Below are 21197 nucleotides of genomic sequence, written 5' to 3'. Positions count from 1 at the left end.
AATGTTCCGGATGAGATATATCGGCGCGGCGCAACTGCACATCTGGCAGCGTCCGTGCCGCATAAGCGCCCGCCCGGGGCGAGCGAATCGCATTATCGACACGCTGTTGCACGCGATCTGGCGCAATTTCCAACACTTTACACAAGGTAAACTGACGTGCCCGGGATAAGGGCGCTGATCCGGTTAGAATGGATTGAGCGCTTCTAACGCTCCCGACCTCTGTGCAAGCACTGATGCGCAGCCTGCACCGCTACCGCAGTGCGCCTGGGGCGGCCGCCCGTCGAGTCATGAAACCGCGGGATATCCATGTTTTCATTCTTTGTCAGCTTCGTCTGTTCGGCCCTGCTGACCCTGCTCGTAATCAAGCAGGCGAAGTTGCATGGGCCGGCGCTCGACAGCGACTTCACGGGCGTGCAGCGCGCGCATACGCACCTGGTGGCCCGGATCGGCGGGCTGCCAATCTATTTGTCGGTGGTGCTGGCCGCCGCGATGTCGATCTGGCGCCAGCCGGCGCTGTTGGAACTGCTTCCGCTGCTGCTGCTGTGCGCCTTCGTCGCCTTTATCGGCGGCCTGCTCGAGGACTATACCGGCGCGGTGCGGCCGTCGCGCAGGTTATTGCTGACGATTGCTGGTGCCGCGCTGGCCTATCTGCTGCTCGATGCGAAAATCGAACGCGTCGACCTGCCGTTCGGCCTTGTCATCCTCGCGTCCGGCTGGATTGCGCTGCCCCTGACGGTATTGGCGGTGGCGGGGATTGCGAACGCCGTGAATATCATCGACGGCTTCAACGGCCTGGCAAGCATGGTCACGATCTGCATGCTGCTGTCCCTGGCCTATGTGGCCTTGCAGGTGGACGACATGTTCATCCTCATTACCGCCCTGATGGTGGCCGGTGCGACCGCCGGCTTCCTGATCTGGAATTATCCGGTGGGCCTGATATTCCTCGGCGATGGCGGCGCCTATTTCATCGGATTCATGCTGGGCGAACTGGCCCTGCTGCTGGTAATGCGCAACCCGGAGGTGTCGACCTGGTACGCGGCATTGCTCCTCATTTATCCTGCATTCGAAACGATCTTTTCCGCATACCGCCGTATGTTTGTACGCGGAAAATCCCCGGCGGTACCGGACGGTATTCACTTGCATAGCCTTATTTTCAGGCGTATTGTCAGATGGACCGTTGGTAAAAAAGAGGCGCGTGCGCTGCTCCAGCGAAACGCACGTACTTCACCGTATTTGTGGTTATTTTCACTCATGGCAGTCATTCCTGCTACATTGTTCTGGCAGAATACAATCGTCTTGATAGTCTTCTGTTTATTGTTCGTTATCAGCTACGTGTGGTTGTATGCGCGTATTGTTCGATTCAAATCTCCTAGATGGCTGATTTGGCGCAAGAAGGACTGGCAATAAATTGCCAATGTAGTATATTGCGACATTTGGTGAGAATTCACCTGAATTGGATTAACCCAACTTTCGAGGAACGATGATGGATCTGTCAAATATGTCGGTTGGCGATTTGCGCAACCTGCAAGAGCAAATCAAGCAGGAAATGAAACAGCGTGAGCACCAGGAAGTGCAGCAAGCACGCGAGCAAATCCTGGCTATTGCTCAAAAGGTCGGCGTACCGCTGAAAGACCTGATCAATACCCCGGCGCGTGGAACCAAAACCGGTTCGGTCGCAGTGCGTTATCGTCACCCGGACAATTCGCAGCAGCAGTGGACCGGCCGCGGCCGCCAGCCGAAATGGGTCAAGGAATGGGTCGAGGGCGGTAAGTCCATCGACAAGCTGCGCGTGTGAGGGAACCTCGATAAACCTACTGCGCGTCGGATTGTGGCGGGGGCGCCTAGCCCTGTGGTGCTCGCTGTACATTCGTACAGCCGCGGCGCCTTGGCGGCTCGGTCAACACTCCTTCCGCTCGCTACGGTTTATTGAGATCCCGTTACGCTAACTGGTGTTCTGCCTTCTAGAACATCGGGAAATGGAAGTCTCAAATCGAGTTTTACGTTACCAGCGCTCGCTGGTGGCTCTCTGGCCGGCCAGCGGGATTACCCATTGGCCGCGCTTGCCGCTACAATACCCTCTGTTTTGTCATCCTCTCATCATTTGGTGTTGTCCGTCCCTCCGTATTAACGGACTGGGCTGTGCATGACGTCGCCCGACTCTTCAAGGTAGAACATGGTTGCTCTCTCAAAAACGATTTTCAAAGCTTATGACATTCGCGGCGTGATCGACAGCACGCTCGACGCCGGCGTGGCGCATGCGATCGGCCAGGCCTTCGGCCAGGCCGCCCTGGCCAAGGGAGAGCGCAGCGTCGTGATCGGCCGCGATGGCCGCCTGTCGGGCCCTGAATTGACGGCCGCGCTGGCCGAAGGCCTGCAGGCCGCCGGCGTCGACGTCATCGACCTCGGCATGGTTGCCACGCCGATGGTCTACTTCGCCACCAATGTCCTCGAAGCTACCCGCTCGGGCATCATGGTCACCGGCAGCCATAACCCGCCGGACTACAACGGCTTCAAAATGGTGCTGGCCGGCGAAGCGATCTACGGCGATGCGATCACGGGCTTGTACGAAAGCATCCAGGCGCACGACGGCAGCAGTGCGGCTGAGAAGGGTGGCTACAGCACCCACGACATCCGCGCCGCTTACCTCGAGCGCATCATCGGCGACGTCAAGGTGGCGCGCCCGATCAAGATCGCGGTCGACTGCGGCAACGGCGTCGCCGGCGCCTTCGCGGGCGACCTGTACCGCGGCATGGGCTGTGAAGTCGTGGAGCTGTTCTGCGAAGTCGACGGCACCTTCCCGAACCATCACCCTGATCCGGCGCACCCGGAAAACCTGCAGGACCTGATCCGCGCACTGCAGTCGAGCGACGCCGAGATCGGCCTGGCGTTCGACGGCGACGGCGACCGCCTCGGCATCGTGACCAAGGATGGCCACATCATCTATCCGGACCGCCAGATGATGCTGTTCGCGGCCGACGTCCTCGAGCGCAACCCGGGCGCCGAGATCCTGTACGACGTGAAGTGCACGCGCCACCTCGGCCCGTGGATCGAACAGCATGGCGGCCGTCCGCTGATGTACAAGACCGGCCACTCGCTGGTAAAAGCCAAGCTGCGCGAGACGGGTTCCCCGCTGGGCGGCGAAATGAGCGGCCACATCTTCTTCAAGGACCGCTGGTTCGGCTTCGACGACGGCCTGTATTCGGGTGCGCGCATGCTCGAACTGCTGACCCGTACCGATGATCCGTCGGCGCTGCTGAACGCGCTGCCGATGGCGCTCAGCACCCCGGAATTGCACCTGCACCTGCAGGAAGGCGAAAACGTCGCCCTGATCGACAAGCTGCGCACGGACGCAACTTTCCCGAGTTCGGAAAAAATCAACGACATCGACGGCCTGCGCGTCGAGTATCCGGACGGTTTTGGCCTGGCCCGCTCGTCGAACACGACCCCGGTCGTGGTGCTGCGTTTCGAGGGAGAGACCCCGGAAGCGCTGGCACGCATCCAGGACGAGTTCCGCAGCGTGATCCTGGCCGCCAAGCCGGATGCCAAGCTGCCGTTCTGAAGCGGGATCGATGTGAAGATCCTGCTGGTGCGGGTGTCGTCCCTGGGCGACGTCCTGCACAACCTGCCGATGGTGGCCGACATCCTGCGCCACCATCCGCAGGCGACGATCGACTGGGTGGTCGAAGAAGGCTATGTGAGTCTCGTGCGCCTGAATTCCCATGTGCGGCGCATCATCCCGTTCGCGCTGCGGCGCTGGCGCAAGGGGCTGCGTAGTCAAGTGGTCCGCGCCGAGATCAAGGCCTTCTTCCGTACCCTGCGCGAAGAAGAGTACGACCTCGTGTTCGACACCCAGGGCTTGCTGAAAACCGGGATCATCATGGGTGCGGCGCGCGTCAAGCGCGGCGGGCGCAAGGTGGGACTGGCCAATGGCAGCGAGGGCTCGGGCTACGAAGGCATCTCGCGCCTGTTCCATACCGAGAGCATTCCGCTCGACCAGCGTACCCATGCTGTCGCACGTGGACGCCTGGTGGCCGCTGCGGCGCTTGGCTATGCGCTCGACATGCCACCCGACTTCGGCCTGCCGCCACCCGCCTCCACGCCGCGCCCCGACTGGTTGCCGCGCGAGGACTATGCCGTCTTCTTCCACGGCACGGCACGCGACGCGAAGAAGTGGGCGAGCGCGCACTGGATCGCCACCGGGCGCGCGCTTTCTCCGATGCCGGTGCTGCTGCCCTGGGGTTCCGAGGGCGAGAAGCGTGAGGCGGAAATCCTGGCCGCCCAGCTGCCGAACGCGCGCGTGTTGCCGAAGCTGTCGATGATGGATGCTGTGACGCTGGCGCAGCAGGCGGCGCTGGCGATTGGCGTCGATACCGGACTGACCCACATCGCTGCCGCTTTCTACCGGCCGACGGTGGAAATCTATGCCGACTCGCCGAAGTGGAAGACCGAGGGCAACTGGTCGCCGCGCATCGTCAACCTCGGCGACAAGGGCATGCCCCCGGCCGCTGAGGACGTGATCGCCGCCGCACGCCGCCTGCTGGACGCCGGATGAATCGTCCGCTGTATTCCTTCCTGTGGTGGCTGGCGCTGCCGCTTGTGCTCGCGCGCCTGTGGTGGCGCGGGCGCAAGGAGCCCGGTTATCGCGCGCATTGGCGCGAGCGCCTCGGCCTGTATGGCCCGTCTGTCGCGCCACGCAGGACCTTCATGGTGCATGCCGTCTCGGTAGGCGAGACGCGCGCTGCCGAACCGCTGGTCGAAGCACTGCTGGCCGCCTGGCCGGACAGCCGCGTCCTCCTGACCCACATGACGCCCACCGGCCGCGCCACGGGCCGGGCGCTGTTCGCGCAGCACGGCGAGCGTGTGATCCAGTCCTACCTGCCGTACGACACCGGCTTCATGGTGCGCCGTTTCCTGCGTCACTACACGCCGCGCATCTGCATCCTGATGGAGACCGAAGTCTGGCCCAACCTGATCGCCGGCTGCGCGCAGCAAGCCGTGCCGGTGGCGCTGGTCAACGCGCGCCTGTCCGAACGTTCGCTGCGCCGCGGCCAGCGTTTCGGCGGCCTGATGCGTGAGGCGGCGCGCGCGATCACGGTCGTGGCCGCGCAAACCGCGCTCGATGCCGCGCGCATCCGTTCCCTCGGCGCGCCGAAGGTGGCAGTCACCGGCAGCATCAAGTTCGACGTGGTGCCGCCGCAGGCGGCGCTCGATACCGGCGCCTCCCTTCGCGCGCGCTTCATGGGCCGCCCGGTGCTGCTGTGCGCCAGCACGCGCGAAGGCGAAGAGGTGCTGATCCTCGACGCCTACACGCGGCTGCGCGAGCGGCCGGCCGGCATGCTGCTGGCCATCGTGCCGCGCCATCCGCAGCGCTTCGACGAAGTCGAGCAACTGGTGCGCGCACGCGGCCTGTCGGTGCAGCGGCGTTCGGTCATGAACGACGATCCGGTCGATGCCGACGTCCTGCTGGGCGACTCGATGGGCGAGATGTTCGCCTACTATGCGGCCTGCGACTGCGCCTTCATCGGCGGCAGCCTGTTGCCGCTGGGCGGACAGAACCTGATCGAAGCCTGCGCGCTGGGCAAACCGGTGCTCGTTGGCGAGCACACGTTCAACTTCCTGGATGCGACCGCGGAAGCGGTCGCGGCCGGCGCAGCGCTGCGCGCACCGAACGCAGACAGCCTGCTGGCACAGGCCGTACGGCTTTTGTGCGATGCGAATGAACGCGCGCAAATGGGCACCAATGCAGAAAAATTTGCAAGCCTGCACCGTGGCGCAACCCTGCGCACTGTTGAACTCCTGCAACAGGAATTCGAGTAGGTTTTGTTACCATTGATTTTTGAGTTCGGTAGAAAAAGGGGGGCGTGCATGTCGTCATTAAATCACCCGGGACCAGGCGACAGCGGCAAGCCGATGGCCATGATGGCGCATGGAGCAGTCGATGGCGCCGCTGACGGTTTCTATGGTGCTGCGAGCGTTCCCGTTTTGCCGGCGGTCGGCAGCGCGCTCGGCGACCTGCATTTCTTCGTGCGTTATTCGCTGCGTGAATACATCGGCTTCATGTGGCAGCACGGCGGCTTCCTGATCCGCCGCCGCCGTATTGCCTGGCCTGGCAGCCTCTACCTGCGCATCAAGAGCACCGCCAGCGCGGCACTCCATTTCGTGCTGCTCGGGCGCGGTCGCCGCACCTACGAATTCACCATCGACGAACACGGCATCGTGCGCACCAGCGGCGGCGTCACCCTGATCAACTGGACCGACGTCTTGGCCGTGCGTACCTATTCGCGCGGCTTCATGATGGTGTTAAAGCGCGGCACGCTGCCGATTCCGTTTCGCTGCCTGAACGAAGCGCAGCGCGGCGCAATGCGCGCTCTGGCGGAGGCACGGCGGGATCATTTGCTGAACTGAATTGGGCGTAACGATCAATCCGTAAACAACACCGGCATCTCATGCGACCTGCGTCGCAAATCGAGCCGCGCCCCATCGTAATCCGCATACACCTCACCAACGACAGCCCAGAAGCGCGGGCTGTGGTTCATTTCGCGCAGGTGCGCCAATTCGTGCACGACGACGTAATCGAGCAGCGGCAGCGCGTAGTGGACCAGGCGCCAGTTCAGGCGGATGCTGCCACCGATCGTGCATGAACCCCAGCGCGTGCCGGCCGAGGACAGCGTCAGGGCGCTGTAGCGCACACCGAGCTGCGGCGCATAGAAGTCGAGGCGCTCCGTAAACAGGCGCTTCGCTTCGGCCTGGAACCACAGCTTGACGCGCTCCTTGAGCTGCCACTCCGACAGCCCCGGCGTCACGCCCACATTCAGTTCGCGCGTCTCGGGATCGAACACGCAATGGCTGCGCGGTGCCGACTGCAGGCGCAGCGTGATCTCGCCGCCAAGGTAGGGCAGGCGCACGCCGTCTTCCCAAACCAGTGGCGCACGTTCGGCGCGCTTCGCTCGCCGCTCGCCTCGTTCATGCAGCTTGGTCAGTATCCAGCGCTGCTTGGCGCGGATCGCGTTGTCGATGTCGGGCAGGATGGCGCGCCGCGGCGCTGTCACGTGCAGGCCGTCGTCGTCGATCATGAAGCCGATCGAGCGACGCGAGGAACGTTTCAGTTCGTAGTCGACCGCGTAGTGGCCCAGCACGATGCGGCGCAGTGGCGCAGCGTCGGGTGTGCGTGGCGGGGAGGGCAAGGTGATGCGGGGAGGGCTCGGAGGCGCCTTGAACAGCGGCTGCGGCGGCACCGGCCTTGGGGCCGGCGCCAGGGGCGCCTCCAGGACCCGCTGGAACGGGTCCGGTGCGCTTGCGGCTTGTGCGAACAAATCGAGCTGGGGCCCGGCGACCTTGGGGGAACTCACGTCATGCGGCGGAGATGCTTTGATCGGGGCGCCAACTTCGTTCAGCCATCGGTGTAGACGTGGGGCGAAATGACGCGCATTTCTGATTCTATCCAATTTTCGACCTCTTGCATCAGGCTCTCGGGAGTGTGGTGTGCCGGCGAGATCGGTTTGCCGATCGAGACCGTCACGAGTCCTGGCCGCTTGATGAACGAATTCTTCGGCCAGCACTCACCTGAATTATGCGCGATCGGCACGACAACGGCATGGGTTTCTACAGCCAGCCGCGCACCGCCGCTCTTGTACTTTCCCTTTTTCCCAACAGGGATGCGTGTCCCCTCCGGGAACATGATGATCCACTGGCCATCGGCCAGGCGCCGCTTGCCGTGGCGGACCACGTGGGCAAAGGCGTTCTTGCCTTCCTTGCGGTCGATCGGAATCATGCGCAGCAGCGCCATCGCCCAGCCGAAGAAGGGGATATACAGGATTTCCTTCTTGAAGACGAAGACCAGCGGGCGCGTGAGGCTTGGCAGCAGGAAGATCGTCTCCCAGGCCGACTGGTGCTTTGATAGCACGATCGCCGGCGCATCCGGCAGGTTCTCGTAGCCCTTGAACTGGTAGCGGATGCCGCAAATGACTTTCAGGCACCAGATGATGAAAACGTTCCAGCGCGAAGTCACCCAGAAGCGCTTGTTATAGGGGAGCGGAGCGACCAGGAAGCAGACGCAGGCCCAGACCACGGTGGCGAGCACCATCACGACGGTAAACAGGAGGGAACGCAGGAAGGGAACGACGTTACGCAAGAAGGACTCTCTTTTAATTTTTAGTTGGGCTGGCTAATTTGCCTGAATGCGCGGCGCCGCTTTCAGCAGCGCCGTGACCATCGCGGCCAGGTCGGGGTAGACCTGGGTGCCGGGCGGAAGACCTCCGGTCTGGTTGGTTTTCTCGCCCTTGCCGGTCAGGACCAGGTGGGGCAGGCAGCCGCTGATGAAGCCGGCCTGCAAATCGCGCAGCGAATCGCCGACCGTCGGCACGCCCTTCAGGCTGACCTTGAAGCGCTTGCTGATCTCTTCGAACATGCCGTTCTTCGGCTTCCTGCAGTCGCAGTTGTCGGCCGCCGCATGGGGGCAGAAGAACACCGCGTCGATGTCGGCGCCGACTTGCTGAGCGGCGTTGTGCATCTTCTGATGGATCGCGTTCAGGGTCGGCATGTCGAACAGTTCGCGCGCGATGCCCGACTGGTTCGAGGCGATGATGACGCGGTAGCCGGCCTGGTTCAGGCGGGCGATTGCCTCGAGCGAGCCGGGGATCGGGATCCACTCGGCCGGGCTCTTGATGAAGTCCGGCGAGTCATGGTTGATGACCCCGTCGCGGTCGAGGATGATCAGCTTCATGATGAACCCTTACGCGGCCAGCTTCGAGATGTCGGCGACACGGTTCATCATGCCGTGCAAGGACGACAGCAAGGCCAGCCGGTTGTTGCGCAGCGCCTGATCCTCGGCCATCACCATCACATCGTTGAAGAAGGCGTCGACGTCGTCGCGCAACTGGGCCAGCGTTTTGAGGGTGCCGGCGAAGTCGCCGCCGGCAAACGCCGCATCGACCTGCGGACGCACGCGCTCGATGGCCGCTGCCAGCGTGCGCTCGGCCTCTTCCTGCAGCAAGTCTTGCGAGACCGTGCCAATCGCGACGTCGGTCTTCTTCAGGATGTTGGTGATGCGCTTGTTGGCCGCGGCCAGCGAGGCGGACTCCGGCAAGGCGGCAAACGCCTGCACCGCTTCCAGTCGCTGCACGACGTCATCGACGCGGTCCGGATTCTGGGCCAGCACCGCTTCCACTTCGTTCGGCGTGAAGCCGCGCTCGCGCAGCATGCCGCGCAGGCGGTCGAGCATGAAGGCACCGACCTCGATGCGCGGGTCCTTGAAGGCGGCTTGGCCCGCGAACACGCCGGCAGCGTCGGCCAGCAAGTCGGCGATGCCAAGCGCCAGGCGCTTTTCGACCAGCATGCGCATCACGCCCAGGGCGTGGCGGCGCAATGCGAACGGATCCTTTTCACCCGTCGGCTGCAGGCCGATGGCCCAGATCCCGACCAGGGTTTCGAGCTTGTCGGCCAGGGCCACGACCAGACCCGTGTTCGTCGACGGCAGCATGTCGCCGGCAAAGCGTGGTTGATAATGCTCGGACGCGGCCAGGGCGACTTCATCCGGCTCGCCATCGTGGCGCGCGTAATACGTGCCCATGATGCCTTGCAGCTCGGGGAATTCGCCGACCATGTCGGTCAGCAGGTCGGTCTTTGCCAGGCGCGCGCCGCGTTCGGCCAGGGCGACGTCGTAGCCTAGGCGTGCAGCGATGGCACTGGCCAGTTGCGTGACGCGCTCGGTTCGGTCAAGCTGGGTGCCCAGCTTGTTGTGGTAGACGACGTTGGCCAGCTGCGGCAGGCGCGATTCCAGTGTCTTCTTCTTGTCCTGCTCGAAGAAGAACTTGGCGTCCGACAGGCGCGGGCGCACGACGCGCTCGTTGCCGCCGACGATGTGCTGCGGATCGTCGGTCGCAATATTCGAGACGATCAGGAAGCGCGAACGCAGCTTGCCTCTACTATCCGTCAGCGCGAAATACTTCTGGTTCGTCTGCATGGTGAGGATCAGGCATTCCTGCGGCACGGAGAGAAACACTTCCTCGAAGTGGCATTCATACACGACCGGCCATTCGACCAGCGCCGCGACTTCGTCCAGCAGGGATTCCGGCATCAGGACCTGGTCGGCGCCGGCTTTCTCGAGCAGCTGCGCGCGGATGCTTTCCTTGCGCGCCTGCGCTCCGGCAATCACCTTGCCCTCGTTCTCGAGAATGGCCGCGTAGTTGTCCGCATGCTTGACCGCGATCGACCGGCCGTGCGAGAGGAAGCGGTGGCCCATGGTCTGGCGGCCGGCGTCCAGGCCCAGCAGGGACAATGGCAGCACCTGTTCGCCGAACAGCGCGAGCAGCATGTGCACCGGCCGCACGAACTGCACGGTGGCGCCGTCGGGGCGCTGGTAGCTCATCAGCTTGGGGATCGGCAGCTTGGCGACCGTCTCGCTCAAGACGTCCTGCAAGCCGCCGGCCAGCGCGCTGCCCGCTGCGGTATAGGTGTAGAAGAAGCTCTCGGCCTTGCCGTCCTGGGCCCGTTCGAGGTCGGCGATCGTCAAGTCAGGAAAACCGAGAGAGGCCAGCTTCTTGGCGAGCGGCGCGCTCGGGTTGCCGTCCTTGTCGAGGGCGACAGACACTGGCAGCACCTTTTCGCGGATGCGCTTGTCGGGCGAGGTCGCGCGCACCCTGGTGATCGAGACGGCCAGGCGGCGCGGCGTGGCATATGGGGTGACGACGCTGTCGGCATCGAGGAAGTCGCGTGCTTTCAAGCCGTTGGCGATACCGGCCGCGAAAGCCGCTCCCAGTTTGACGAGCGCCTTCGGCGGCAATTCTTCGGTCTGCAGTTCGACGAGTAGTGTTTGATTCATGGGTTCTGTTCTTGTCTGTTGCTGGGCTCAGGCGGCGGCTTGGGTGACGCTGGCGCCCAGCATCGGGAAGCCGAGCTTTTCGCGCGAGTCGTAATAGGCCTGGGCCACCAAACGTGACAGCGTACGCACGCGGCCGATATAGGCGGCGCGCTCGGTCACCGAAATGGCGCCCCGGGCGTCGAGCATGTTGAAGCTGTGCGACGCCTTCATGATCTGCTCGTAGGCCGGCAGGGTCAGCTCCAGCTCGATCAGGCGCTTGGCCTCGGACTCGTGGTTCGCGAACGCCTGGAACAGCAGATCGGTGTTCGCGTGCTCGAAGTTATAGGTCGACTGCTCGACTTCGTTCTGGTGGAATACGTCGCCATACGACAGGGACTTGCGCACCCCGTTTTCTTCCCACTCGGTCCAGACCAGGTCGTAGACGTTTTCCACGCCCTGCAGGTACATCGCCAGGCGCTCGATGCCGTAGGTGATCTCGCCCAGCACCGGCTTGCAGTCGAGGCCGCCGACTTGCTGGAAATAGGTGAACTGCGTCACCTCCATGCCATTGAGCCAGACTTCCCAGCCCAGTCCCCAGGCGCCCAGCGTCGGGCTTTCCCAGTCGTCTTCCACGAAGCGCACGTCGTTCTTCTGCAAGTCCAGGCCCAGCGCCTCGAGCGAACCGAGGTACAAATCGAGGATGTTTTCCGGTGCCGGCTTGAGCACGACCTGATACTGATAATAGTGCTGCAGGCGGTTCGGGTTTTCCCCGTAGCGGCCATCCTTCGGACGGCGCGAAGGCTGCACGTAGGCCGCGCGCCATGGCTCCGGGCCGATCGCGCGCAAGAAGGTGCCAGTGTGGAAGGTGCCGGCGCCCACTTCCATGTCGTACGGCTGGAGCAGGGCGCAACCTTGCTTGTCCCAGTAGGATTGCAAGGTCAGGATGATTTGTTGGAATGTGAGCATCGTGGAGTAGCGCCGCGCGCAAGAAGGCGCAGACACGGTAGGTTTGCCAAATGGCCAATTCTAGCGGGTTTTGCCCGGCCTCTGGGGCCAAGTTCACCTCAACTATTCGACATCGGCCTTTTTCTTACGGTAATGGCGCCCAGAAAACCAGGCGCCCAACAACGCCAACGCACCCAGCAGCAGGAACGCATGGTTACCGAAGCGGATAAAGGGTGTCATGCCGCCCGTGCCGCGCACGGTCGCCGTCAAAACGCCTTCCGTATAGAAGGGCAGCACCTGCTGGACCCGGCCGCGGTGGTCGATTACGGCGGTGGCGCCGTCGTTGGTCGAGCGCAGCATCGGGCGGCCGGTTTCCAGCGTGCGCATGCGCGAAATCTGCAAGTGCTGCGGAATTGCGTACGACTGGCCGTACCAGGACAGGTTCGACATATTCAGCAGCAGCGTCGCCGGTCGCGGCGCATTGCGCAGCTGGTAAGCGATCTCTTCACCGAACACGTCCTCGTAGCAGATGTTCGGCAGCACCAGCTGATCCTTTACCGGGAACGGCGCCTGCATGGTTTTTCCACGCGTGGCGTCGTTCAGGGGAATGTTCAGCATGTCGGTGAACCAGCGAAAGCCCGGCGGGATGAATTCGCCGAAGGGCACCAGGTGCGCCTTGTCGTAGCGGTAGGGCGTCGGCTGCGGAGATAGGGCGACTACGCTGTTGGCGTATTGGCGCGGACCGTCGAGCAGGGGAATGCCGACCGCCAGTGTGCTGCCGCTGGCGCTGGCGAATCGCTGCAGGCTCTCCAGGTAATCCGGCGGCAACTCTTGCGGGAAGCTCGGAATCGCGGTTTCCGGCGTGGCGATCAGGTCGGCAGGCGCCGCGGTGATCATCGCCTGGTAACGCTGCAGGATGCTCGACAGGAAGGCGTAATCGAATTTGCGATCTTGCGGGATATTTCCTTGCAACAGGCGCACGGTAATCGGCTGCCCTACCGGGTGGGTCCACTCGATATGGCGCAAGGCAAATCCGGACATCAGCACCGCACCAAATAGGCCGATGGCCCATGGCCGGGCGCGCTGGGTCAGCAGCACGAGGCAGCCGCCGCACAGCGCCACCAGCACGCCGATGCCATACACGCCGAGCAGCGGTGCGAAGCCCGCCAATGGCGCCGTGTCGTGCGCATAGCCCGACACCGACCAGGGGAAACCCGTAAACACCCAGCCGCGCATCCATTCCGAGACGCCCCAGGTAACCGGGAGCACCAGCAGCACGAAGGCGGACAGGGGGAGCGACCAGCGGCGGCGCAGCCAGGCGGCGACGCCGGTCGCGAACGCGCCGAACAGGCCCATGTACAACCCAAGCAGGACGATGCCGATGGCGCCCAGAATCGCCGGCAAGTGGGCGAAGCGGGTCATCAAAATATACAGCCAGTGCATGGCGCCGACCGACCAGCCGAAGCCGAAGGCCCAGCCGAGCAGGGTGGCGCGTTTCACGGAGGTGCCGAGCCCGACCTGGTAGAACAGCCAACCGAGCAGCACGAACTGCAGCGGCCACCAGCCGAAAGGCTCGAACGAGAACACGGAGGCGCCGCCGGCCGCGGCGGCCAGGACGAGCTCACGCAGGGAAGGACGGACGCCCCGCACGGCGGGCACGGGCGCGCTGGCGGGACGGCGGCGCAGCATCAGTCGTCGTCGTCGCGGGCGTGCTGCGAGGGCGGCAGCTTTTCGACCAGCAATACGTGGATCTGGCGCGCATCGGCGCGCAGCACTTCGAAGCGCAAATTACGCAGGGTAAATTCCTCGCCCTTGTGCGGCATGCGGCCCAGGTGGCCGGCGACAAAACCGCCGATGGTATCGGCTTCGTCTTCCGGCAGGTCGACGCCGATTTCTTCGTTGAACTGGTCGATCTCGGTCAGCGCTTTGACGCGCCAGCGCGGGCCTTGCTGGCCTTCCTTGACCGACAGGACATTGTCCTCTTCCTCGTCGAAATCGTATTCGTCTTCGATGTCGCCGACGATCTGCTCGAGCACGTCTTCGATCGTGATCAGGCCGGCCACGCCGCTGTACTCGTCGACGACGATCGCCATGTGGTTATGGTTCGCGCGGAAATCACGCAGCAGCACATTCAGGCGTTTCGATTCCGGAATGAAGATCGCCGGGCGCAGCATGGCGCGCACGTCGAACGATTCTTCAGCGTAATAGCGCAGCAAATCCTTGGCCAGCAAGATGCCGACTACCTTGTCGCGCTCGCCTTCAATGGCAGGAAAGCGCGAGTGGGCCGTTTGCAACACGATCGGCAGCCATTCCTCGATTGGATCGGTGATGTCGACCACGTCCATTTGGGAACGGGGCACCATGATGTCGCGCGCCGACAGGTCGGAGACCTGGAACACACCCTCGATCATCGACAGGGCGTCGGCGTCGATCAGGTTGCGCTCGTGTGCTTCGTGCAGCACTTCAAGCAGCTCGGTGCGGTTTTCGGGCTCAGGGGAGATGAGTGCGGTCAGTCGTTCGAAGAGCGACCGGTGGGGTTTGGCGTCCGATCGGACGTCACTGGGATACTCGGGCATAGTTGGCGTGAAGCCGTTGTTACGATGAAGGTAGCATACACCAAAAGCGGCCCCACCTGAGCGCGGGAGAGTGTTCAGCAAGGTCTTCAGCGGGGCTGACCTGCTTGCTTTATCATGTTTCAATTGGCCAAAAAGCAAAAGGAAACAGCATGCCCGCCCTCACCATCAACGGCACCACCAGCAACCTCGACGTGCCCGATGACATGCCCCTGTTATGGGTGCTGCGCGACGTCGCCGGCCTGACCGGCACCAAATTCGGCTGCGGCCAAGCCCTGTGCGGCGCCTGCACCGTCCACCTCGACGGCCAGCCGATCCGCTCCTGCGTGACGCCCGTCGCGGCGGCGGCCGGCAAGAAAATCGTCACGATCGAGGCAATTGCCCAGGATCCGGTCGGCGCCAAGGTGCAAGACGCGTGGCGCCAGATCGACGTGGTGCAGTGTGGCTATTGCCAGTCGGGCCAGATCATGTCGGCCACGGCCTTGCTGCACGCTACGCCGAAACCAAGCGACGCCGACATCGATAATGCGATGTCCGGCAATATCTGCCGCTGCGGCACCTACGGGCGCATCCGCCAGGCGATCAAGATCGCCGCCAGCACGCCGTTGCCAATTCAGGACCGCGCATGAGCCAGGACAAAACCACGCAAGTGCCGAATGCACGCCGCCGTTTCATGCAAATCGGGGCGAGCGCGGGCGGCGGCCTGCTGTTCGGTTTCTCGCTGTTCGGCTGCAACAAGGACGGCGACCGCAAGGACGTGCCGTCGGAAAAAGCCGTGGGCCAGGCCAGCACCGAGCACTCCGATACCCCGGCGGGCCTGGCGCGCGACGCATTCATTCGCATCGACCGCGCCGGCATCGTCACCCTGATCATCCACAAGGTCGAGATGGGGCAGGGCACGTTTACCTCGATGCCGATGCTGCTGGCCGAGGAACTCGGGGCCGACTTATCGAAAGTAAAGCTGGAACAGGCGCCGGCCAACAATGAGCTGTATGCCGACCCGATGCTCGGCGGCCAGGTGACGGGCGGCTCGACCTCGGTGCGCGGCGCCTGGAAGCCGCTGCGCGAAGCGGGCGCCATGGTGCGCAGCGTGCTGGTTGCGGCCGCGGCGAAAAACTGGAACGTCGAGACGAACGAGCTGCAAGTGGTGGCCGGTTCGGTGCGCCACCAGGCGTCGGGCCGCTCGGCCCACTTCGGCGAGCTGGTCGACGCGGCCTCGAAGATGGAATTGCCGAAGAACGTCAAGCTGAAGGCGCCGGAGAATTTTGTCCTGATCGGTACATCGATGAAGCGCATGGATTCGCCGGCCAAGACGAATGGCGAAGCCCTGTTCGGCATCGATGCGCGCTTGCCGAACATGGGCATTGCCGCGGTGGCCGCCTCGCCGGTAACGGGCGGCAAGCTCGTCGGCGTCGATGAAGCGAAGGCGATGGCGGTGACAGGCGTGCGCCAGGTGCTGCGCCTGGAGGGCGCGGTAGCCGTGGTGGCGGACCATTTCTGGGCAGCCAAGCAGGGCCTGCTTGCGGCCGCGCCGCGCTGGGACGATGGCGCCAACGGCAAAGTGTCGCTGGCCGGCATCGTCGGCGACATGATGAAGGTGTCGGAAGGCAGCGGGGCGGTCGCCAAGAACACGGGCGACGCCATCAAGGCGCTGGCCCAGGAAGGTGGACGCAAGCTCGAGGCAGTGTATGAAATGCCTTTCCTTGCCCACGCAACCATGGAACCGATGAATTGCACGGTCGACTTGCGCGCCGATGGCTGCGACCTCTGGGTCGGCACCCAGGTGCCGGCACTGGCCCAGGGCGCCGCCGCCAAGGTCGCCGGCATTCCGGTCGAGAAAGTCAAGGTCCACAACTATTATCTTGGCGGCGGTTTCGGACGCCGTCTGGAAGTGGACTACGTGATCCAGGCGGTGGCGTTTGCGAAGCTCACCAAGGGACCAGTGAAATTCATCTGGACCCGCGAAGAAGATATTCAGCACGACATGTTCCGCCCGTACTACGTGGACCGCCTGGCGGCGCGCCTGGACGACAAGGGCCGCGTGGCCGCCTGGTTCCACCGCGTGACGGGCTCGTCCATCATGGCGCGCTTCGCGCCGCCTGCCGTGAAGAATGGCGTCGATCCGGATGCGGTCGAGGGCGCGGCCGAGCTGCAGTACACGATTTCCGACATGCGGGTCGAGTACGTGCGCCATGAACCGGCGGGCGTGCCGACCGCCTTCTGGCGCGGTGTGGGCCCGACCCACAACGTGTTTGTGGTCGAAAGTTTTATCGACGAGCTGGCACAGGCCGCGAAGCAGGATCCGGTGGCCTTCCGGCGCGCCTTGTTAACCAAGTCGCCGCGCACGCTGGGCGTGCTGAACCTGGCGGCCCAGAAGGCGGGCTGGGGTAAGCCGCTGGCGCCGATTGCCGGACGCAAGGTCGGGCGCGGCGTGTCGACCCAGTTTGCTTTCGGCAGCTACATGGCCCAGATCGCGGAAGTCTCGGTTGGCCCGGACGGCGACGTGCGCGTGCATCGTGTCGTGTGCGCGGTCGATTGCGGCCAGGCGATCAATCCCGACACCATCGTCGCGCAAATGGAAGGCGGCATCGTTTTCGGGGCCACGGCGGCGTTGTGGAACGAGATCACGATCGACGGGGGGCGGGTGCAGCAGACCAATTTCGGCGACTACCGCATGATGCGCATCAATGAAGCGCCGCAAGTGGAAGTGCACATCGTGACCAGCAGGGACGAGCCGGGCGGAATCGGCGAGCCGGGCACGTCGGGCATTGCGCCGGCGCTGACGAATGCCGTGTTCGCTGCGACGGGCAAGCGGATTCGCAAGCTGCCGATCGGCGAGCAGTTGAAGGGGGCGTAAAAAAACCGGCGCGGGTCTTGTCGCCCGCGCCGGTTTTTTAAAGCTGCTCTTGCGTTTATTCTGCGTACGGGTCCGGATAACCGAGCACTTCCATGATGTCGCGCTCGAACTGTTCCATCTCCTCGGCTTCCTCGTCATGCTCGTGGTCGTACCCTTGCGCATGCAAGACGCCGTGCACCACCAGGTGCGCCGCATGTTCCTCGACCGTCTTCTTTTGTTCAATCGCTTCGCGCTGCAGCACGTCCGTGCACAGGATGATGTCGGCCTGGGTCGGCTCGTCCTCGCCCAGCTCTTCGCCTTCGTTGTAGGCAAAGGTCAGCACGTTGGTCGCATAGTCCTTGCCGCGGTAGTCGCGGTTCAGGGTTTGCCCCTCGGTGCTGTCGACGAAGCGGATCGTCAGCTCGGCCGGCCCGAGCAGGGTAGCGCGCACCCAGCGCTCGACCAGCTCCGGGGTGAGGGTCGATTCGAGGCGGGCGTCCGGATACTGGACGTCCAGGTCAAGCGGATATTTTTTTTCTAGCATTGCGAACTGGGGTTGGTTTTGGCAGTGCGCCCATTTCCTGGACGGCATTTGACTTTTCATACGCATCGACAATGCGGCCCACCAGCGGGTGGCGCACCACGTCGGCGCTCGAGAATTGGGTAAAAGCGATGCCGCGCACGTCTTTCAGCACATGTACCGCGTCGATCAGGCCGCTGCGCTGGGTCTTGTGCAGGTCGACCTGGGTAACGTCGCCCGTCACCACGGCCTTGCTGCCGAAACCGATACGTGTCAGGAACATCTTCATCTGCTCGACGGTCGTGTTCTGCGCTTCGTCGAGAATGACGAAGGCGTGGTTCAGCGTGCGGCCGCGCATGTAGGCCAGCGGGGCGATCTCGATCACCTGCTTTTCGAACAGTTTTTGCGTACGGTCAAAGCCGAGCAAGTCGTACAGCGCGTCGTACAGCGGACGCAGGTAGGGATCGACCTTCTGGCTCATGTCGCCTGGCAAGAAGCCGAGGCGCTCGCCCGCTTCGACGGCCGGACGGGTCAGGATGATGCGTTTCACCGCATCGCGTTCGAGCGCATCGACCGCGCAGGCAACGGCAAGATAGGTCTTGCCGGTACCGGCCGGGCCGACGCCGAAGCTGATGTCGTGTTCGAGGACCGCTTTCAGGTACTGGATCTGATGCGGCGTGCGCCCGCGCAGGTCGCTGCGGCGCGTCTTGAGCATCGGGCTGACGAGTTCGGATTCGTCGGTATCTGCAGCGGCCTCATCAAGCGCAGCCTCGACCTTCGGCTCGGCGCCCGGGATGGTCGGCTTCAGGCCGGCGCGCTGCTCGACCAGTGCCAGCTGCACTTCTTCGATCGGCACGATCTTGTTGGCCACGGCATAGAAGCGCTCGAGCAGTTCGACCGCGCGTTCGGCGTTGGCGCCGGTAACGATGAATTTCTCGCCGCGGCGGAAGATGGTGACATCGAGCGCCGCGCCGATCTGGCGCAGGTTTTCGTCGAGCGGACCGCACAGGTGGGCAAGCCGCGTGTTATCGAGCGGTTCGGGAATGAAATAGGACGGCTGGGATTGTTGTGTTTTCAACTGGCTATGGCAATCATATCGAGATTGGCGACGAGTTCGCCGCGCAGAGAATAATCCAGGCTTTCGGTGACGCGCACATCGACCAGTTGGCCGATCAGCGTATTACCCGGGGCGCCCGGTGCGAAAATGACCACCCGGTTGTTTTCGGTGCGGCCTTGCAATTCGGATGGATCTTTCTTCGACGGTCCCTCGACGAGCACACGCTGGACCGAGCCGACCATTGCCGCGCTGAACTTGCGCGTGTTGGCATCGATCAGGGCTTGCAGGCGTTGCAGGCGCGCCAGCTTGACCTCGTGCGGGGTATCGTCTTCCAGGTTCGCGGCCGGCGTACCGGGGCGCTTGCTGAAAATAAAACTGAAACTGTTATCGAAGCCGACGTCCTGCACCAGCTTCATCATGGCCTCGAAATCGCCCTCGGTTTCACCGGGGAAGCCCACGATGAAGTCCGACGAGAGCGCAATGTCGGGCCGCACTGCACGAATGCGGCGGATGATCGATTTGTACTCCACCCCCGTATAGCCGCGCTTCATGGCGCCGAGGATCCTGTCGGAACCGTGCTGCACCGGCAAATACAAGTGGTTCACCAACTGTGGGATCTTGGCGTAGGCGTCGATCAGGCGCTGGGTGAATTCCTTCGGGTGGCTGGTGACGAAACGCAGGCGCTCAATGCCCGGAATTTCGGCAATGTATTCGAGCAGCAGGGCGAAGTCGGCAATCTCGCCACCCTCCATCGGGCCACGGAAAGCGTTCACGTTCTGGCCCAGCAGCGTGATTTCTTTCACGCCCTGGGCAGCCAGGCCGGCGACTTCCGTCAGCACGTCTTCGAAGCGGCGCGACACTTCCTCGCCCCGGGTATAGGGCACGACGCAGTAACTGCAATACTTGCTGCAGCCTTCCATGATCGAGACGTAGGCAACCGGGCCGTCGATCTTGGCTGGCGGTAAATGGTCGAACTTCTCGATTTCCGGAAAGCTGATGTCGACCTGGGCCGTGCCACTGCGGCGGCGTTCGCGGATCATCTGCGGCAAACGGTGCAGGGTTTGCGGCCCGAATACCATGTCCACATGCGGCGCGCGCTTGACGATCGCTGCGCCTTCTTGCGAGGCGACGCATCCGCCTACACCAATGATGAGGTCGGGACGCTCGCGTTTCAAGGCGCGCAGGCGGCCGAGGTCGGAAAATACTTTTTCCTGTGCCTTCTCCCGTACGGAACAAGTATTAAAGAGGATGACGTCGGCATCGTCGGGCGTGTCAGTACGCACGAGCCCGTCGGAGGCGCCGAGGACATCTGCCATCTTGTCCGAGTCGTACTCGTTCATCTGGCATCCAAAAGTCTTGATAAATACTTTTTTCTGCATGGGGACTTGGGAAGAAAGGGGGGGCAGGAGCTGTGCCAATGCGACAAGCCAGTTTACCGTAATTCGCCGCGGATCACCAAAAACGGCGTACAGCGGAGCGATAGTCAATGCAGTCAGGAATCAATTGTTGCCCGGTTCGAAACGATTGTCATTCTAATCAGATTGTTAAATTGCGCTCAGGAATTAAATGGCTGCGAGTAAGGCAGAGTCAGCGTTTGCTCAATCTCTTTCCTGTTGTAAATCAAGACCTTCGGCCCCAATTCTTTTACACAAATTACTAAAAAAAATCTCTTGCGTGCGCCACAAATTGTCTCCATGTGTTGAAATGACTATGTGACAAGCTTTCCACACGATAGCTTGACTTCCAACAATGAGTCATGTGCTCAGGATGAACACGAAGGGTTCGCAGGAGTCTGATAATTTGTTTGAAAGACAAGTGCGTTCGGGGAGTGTTAAGCAGGACGCATGAATGCCGGCATTGTTTTTAAGCTAGGACTCAGATTCGTTCTGTTTAATGGCCCAGGAGCGTGTCCGGGGACTTATGTTGACATAAGCACCGTCATTAACAAAGTTCGTAACGGAACTATTTCTTTCACTTTAAGAGGTAAAACATCATGGCACACCATGCTTTGTCATCGCAGGAAAGCTATAACCCCAACCACCTGCTCGATATTTTGCTGGGCAAGATGCAGCTGAAGAATGACGCGGCCCTGTCGCGCATGCTCGAGGTGGCTCCACCAGTCATCAGCAAGATTCGTCACCACCGTCTGCCGGTCGGCGCCTCGCTCCTGATCCGTATGCACGAAGTCACCGGCATGAGCATCCGTGACCTGCGCGACCTGATGGGCGATCGCCGTACCAAATACCGTCTGTCCGACGCCCAGGGCCGTCCGAAGCCAGAAGAGAAAGCAGCCGCAGCCGCCCAGCAGCAACAGCAAACGCAGAACAACGAGGCAACGCCCTCGTCGTCCGGCAACTATGCGCACTAATACCGACCGCATGGCAGCTTCCACTGCCGTGCCTTCGGTAAAGCCAGGCAGCAGCCCGGCGTCCTGAGCGACGCCGTGCGCTGCCTTTTTTTCGCGTCCC

At 62.8% G+C, this 21197-nt stretch carries 19 protein-coding genes; 9 read left to right on the top strand and 10 right to left on the bottom strand.

The features are described 5' to 3' along the window. Positions 1 to 306: 306 nt before the first annotated feature. The 6 genes from ACHAC9_RS04490 (at position 307) to ACHAC9_RS04465 (ending at position 6405) form a co-directional block, all read left to right on the top strand. Positions 307 to 1407, top strand: a complete 1101-nt coding sequence (locus tag ACHAC9_RS04490) for a glycosyltransferase family 4 protein (protein WP_435757558.1) — start codon at positions 307 to 309, stop codon at positions 1405 to 1407. 76 nt (positions 1408 to 1483) lie between these two features. Continuing rightward, positions 1484 to 1795 carry an H-NS histone family protein gene (locus ACHAC9_RS04485; protein ID WP_435757556.1) on the top strand — a complete coding sequence of 104 codons (312 nt, stop codon included), beginning with the start codon at positions 1484 to 1486 and terminating at the stop codon, positions 1793 to 1795. A 378-nt stretch (positions 1796 to 2173) separates the two neighbouring features. Continuing rightward, complete coding sequence (locus tag ACHAC9_RS04480) at positions 2174 to 3559, top strand: phosphomannomutase/phosphoglucomutase (RefSeq protein WP_435757554.1); 1386 nt, start codon at positions 2174 to 2176, stop codon at positions 3557 to 3559. Between the two features lie 12 nt (positions 3560 to 3571). Further along, positions 3572 to 4552, top strand: coding sequence for a lipopolysaccharide heptosyltransferase I (waaC, locus tag ACHAC9_RS04475; RefSeq protein WP_435757552.1), 981 nt, complete (start codon positions 3572 to 3574; stop codon positions 4550 to 4552). Further along, a complete protein-coding gene (waaA, locus tag ACHAC9_RS04470; protein ID WP_435757550.1) occupies positions 4549 to 5817 on the top strand; it encodes a lipid IV(A) 3-deoxy-D-manno-octulosonic acid transferase in 1269 nt (422 codons plus the stop codon). Before waaC ends, waaA begins: the two co-directional genes overlap by 4 nt. A 48-nt stretch (positions 5818 to 5865) precedes the next feature. Continuing rightward, on the top strand, positions 5866 to 6405 hold the full coding sequence (locus ACHAC9_RS04465; RefSeq protein WP_435757548.1) for a YcxB family protein: 540 nt from the start codon (positions 5866 to 5868) through the stop codon (positions 6403 to 6405). A gap of 14 nt (positions 6406 to 6419) precedes the next feature. On the opposite strand, the gene ACHAC9_RS04460 is transcribed toward ACHAC9_RS04465, so the two are convergent. From ACHAC9_RS04460 to ACHAC9_RS04430, 7 genes are all read right to left on the bottom strand, one after another. Beyond that, on the bottom strand, positions 6420 to 7349 hold the full coding sequence (locus tag ACHAC9_RS04460; RefSeq protein ID WP_435757546.1) for a M48 family metallopeptidase: 930 nt from the start codon (positions 7347 to 7349) through the stop codon (positions 6420 to 6422). Between the two features lie 41 nt (positions 7350 to 7390). Continuing rightward, positions 7391 to 8083, bottom strand: a complete 693-nt coding sequence (locus ACHAC9_RS04455; protein ID WP_435758084.1) for a lysophospholipid acyltransferase family protein — start codon at positions 8081 to 8083, stop codon at positions 7391 to 7393. Positions 8084 to 8164: 81 nt separating this feature from the next. Next, positions 8165 to 8722, bottom strand: a complete 558-nt coding sequence (gene gmhB / locus ACHAC9_RS04450; RefSeq protein ID WP_435757544.1) for a D-glycero-beta-D-manno-heptose 1,7-bisphosphate 7-phosphatase — start codon at positions 8720 to 8722, stop codon at positions 8165 to 8167. A 9-nt stretch (positions 8723 to 8731) separates the two neighbouring features. Continuing rightward, a complete protein-coding gene (gene glyS, locus ACHAC9_RS04445; protein WP_435757542.1) occupies positions 8732 to 10819 on the bottom strand; it encodes a glycine--tRNA ligase subunit beta in 2088 nt (695 codons plus the stop codon). Positions 10820 to 10846: 27 nt separating this feature from the next. Beyond that, entirely contained in the window at positions 10847 to 11764 is a 918-nt protein-coding gene (gene glyQ, locus ACHAC9_RS04440) for a glycine--tRNA ligase subunit alpha (RefSeq protein WP_435757540.1), read from the bottom strand. Positions 11765 to 11866: 102 nt separating this feature from the next. After that, positions 11867 to 13432 (bottom strand): apolipoprotein N-acyltransferase, encoded by a 1566-nt coding sequence (gene lnt / locus ACHAC9_RS04435; protein ID WP_435757538.1) that lies wholly within the window; start codon positions 13430 to 13432, stop codon positions 11867 to 11869. Continuing rightward, positions 13432 to 14319, bottom strand: coding sequence for an HlyC/CorC family transporter (locus ACHAC9_RS04430; RefSeq protein ID WP_435757536.1), 888 nt, complete (start codon positions 14317 to 14319; stop codon positions 13432 to 13434). Before ACHAC9_RS04430 ends, lnt begins: the two co-directional genes overlap by 1 nt. A 149-nt stretch (positions 14320 to 14468) precedes the next feature. Here ACHAC9_RS04430 and ACHAC9_RS04425 point away from each other — a divergent pair, with 149 nt between their 5' ends. Together ACHAC9_RS04425 and ACHAC9_RS04420 are read left to right on the top strand one after the other, a co-directional pair. Continuing rightward, positions 14469 to 14945, top strand: coding sequence for a (2Fe-2S)-binding protein (locus ACHAC9_RS04425; RefSeq protein WP_435757534.1), 477 nt, complete (start codon positions 14469 to 14471; stop codon positions 14943 to 14945). Further along, the gene (locus ACHAC9_RS04420) at positions 14942 to 17173 is read left to right on the top strand and encodes a molybdopterin cofactor-binding domain-containing protein (RefSeq protein WP_435757532.1); all 2232 of its coding nucleotides are present in this window, start codon (positions 14942 to 14944) and stop codon (positions 17171 to 17173) included. The genes ACHAC9_RS04425 and ACHAC9_RS04420 overlap by 4 nt, the downstream gene beginning before the upstream one ends. Before the next feature lie 55 nt (positions 17174 to 17228). On the opposite strand, the gene ybeY is transcribed toward ACHAC9_RS04420, so the two are convergent. The 3 genes from ybeY to miaB are packed head-to-tail and all read right to left on the bottom strand — an operon-like array spanning position 17229 to position 20108. Beyond that, positions 17229 to 17696, bottom strand: coding sequence for an rRNA maturation RNase YbeY (gene ybeY / locus ACHAC9_RS04415; protein WP_435757530.1), 468 nt, complete (start codon positions 17694 to 17696; stop codon positions 17229 to 17231). Continuing rightward, on the bottom strand, positions 17671 to 18750 hold the full coding sequence (locus tag ACHAC9_RS04410; protein ID WP_435757528.1) for a PhoH family protein: 1080 nt from the start codon (positions 18748 to 18750) through the stop codon (positions 17671 to 17673). Before ACHAC9_RS04410 ends, ybeY begins: the two co-directional genes overlap by 26 nt. Continuing rightward, complete coding sequence (miaB, locus tag ACHAC9_RS04405; RefSeq protein ID WP_435757526.1) at positions 18747 to 20108, bottom strand: tRNA (N6-isopentenyl adenosine(37)-C2)-methylthiotransferase MiaB; 1362 nt, start codon at positions 20106 to 20108, stop codon at positions 18747 to 18749. The genes ACHAC9_RS04410 and miaB overlap by 4 nt, the downstream gene beginning before the upstream one ends. A gap of 614 nt (positions 20109 to 20722) precedes the next feature. Here miaB and ACHAC9_RS04400 point away from each other — a divergent pair. After that, positions 20723 to 21097: a hypothetical protein gene (locus tag ACHAC9_RS04400; protein ID WP_435757524.1), complete on the top strand. Its 375-nt coding sequence runs from the start codon at positions 20723 to 20725 to the stop codon at positions 21095 to 21097. Positions 21098 to 21197 lie beyond the last annotated feature (100 nt).

It is taken from the genome of Massilia sp. CMS3.1 (assembly GCF_051262535.1).
Taxonomy (GTDB): Bacteria; Pseudomonadota; Gammaproteobacteria; order Burkholderiales; family Burkholderiaceae_D; genus Telluria.
Note: the sequence above shows the minus strand (reverse complement) of the source record. Positions and strands in the feature narration are given on the sequence as shown.

Bases quoted from the DNA above. Each gene is read 5' to 3' on its own strand.
- ACHAC9_RS04490 (WP_435757558.1), top strand. From the start codon at position 307: ATGTTTTCATTCTTTGTCAGCTTCGTCTGTTCGGCCCTGCTGACCCTG.
- ACHAC9_RS04485 (WP_435757556.1), top strand. From the start codon at position 1,484: ATGGATCTGTCAAATATGTCGGTTGGCGATTTGCGCAACCTGCAAGAG.
- ACHAC9_RS04480 (WP_435757554.1), top strand. From the start codon at position 2,174: ATGGTTGCTCTCTCAAAAACGATTTTCAAAGCTTATGACATTCGCGGC.
- waaA (WP_435757550.1), top strand. From the start codon at position 4,549: ATGAATCGTCCGCTGTATTCCTTCCTGTGGTGGCTGGCGCTGCCGCTT.
- ACHAC9_RS04465 (WP_435757548.1), top strand. From the start codon at position 5,866: ATGTCGTCATTAAATCACCCGGGACCAGGCGACAGCGGCAAGCCGATG.
- ACHAC9_RS04455 (WP_435758084.1), bottom strand. From the start codon at position 8,083: ATGGTGCTCGCCACCGTGGTCTGGGCCTGCGTCTGCTTCCTGGTCGCT.
- gmhB (WP_435757544.1), bottom strand. From the start codon at position 8,722: ATGAAGCTGATCATCCTCGACCGCGACGGGGTCATCAACCATGACTCG.
- glyS (WP_435757542.1), bottom strand. From the start codon at position 10,819: ATGAATCAAACACTACTCGTCGAACTGCAGACCGAAGAATTGCCGCCG.
- glyQ (WP_435757540.1), bottom strand. From the start codon at position 11,764: ATGCTCACATTCCAACAAATCATCCTGACCTTGCAATCCTACTGGGAC.
- lnt (WP_435757538.1), bottom strand. From the start codon at position 13,432: ATGCTGCGCCGCCGTCCCGCCAGCGCGCCCGTGCCCGCCGTGCGGGGC.
- ACHAC9_RS04430 (WP_435757536.1), bottom strand. From the start codon at position 14,319: ATGCCCGAGTATCCCAGTGACGTCCGATCGGACGCCAAACCCCACCGG.
- ACHAC9_RS04425 (WP_435757534.1), top strand. From the start codon at position 14,469: ATGCCCGCCCTCACCATCAACGGCACCACCAGCAACCTCGACGTGCCC.
- ACHAC9_RS04420 (WP_435757532.1), top strand. From the start codon at position 14,942: ATGAGCCAGGACAAAACCACGCAAGTGCCGAATGCACGCCGCCGTTTC.
- ybeY (WP_435757530.1), bottom strand. From the start codon at position 17,696: ATGCTAGAAAAAAAATATCCGCTTGACCTGGACGTCCAGTATCCGGAC.
- miaB (WP_435757526.1), bottom strand. From the start codon at position 20,108: ATGCAGAAAAAAGTATTTATCAAGACTTTTGGATGCCAGATGAACGAG.
- ACHAC9_RS04400 (WP_435757524.1), top strand. From the start codon at position 20,723: ATGGCACACCATGCTTTGTCATCGCAGGAAAGCTATAACCCCAACCAC.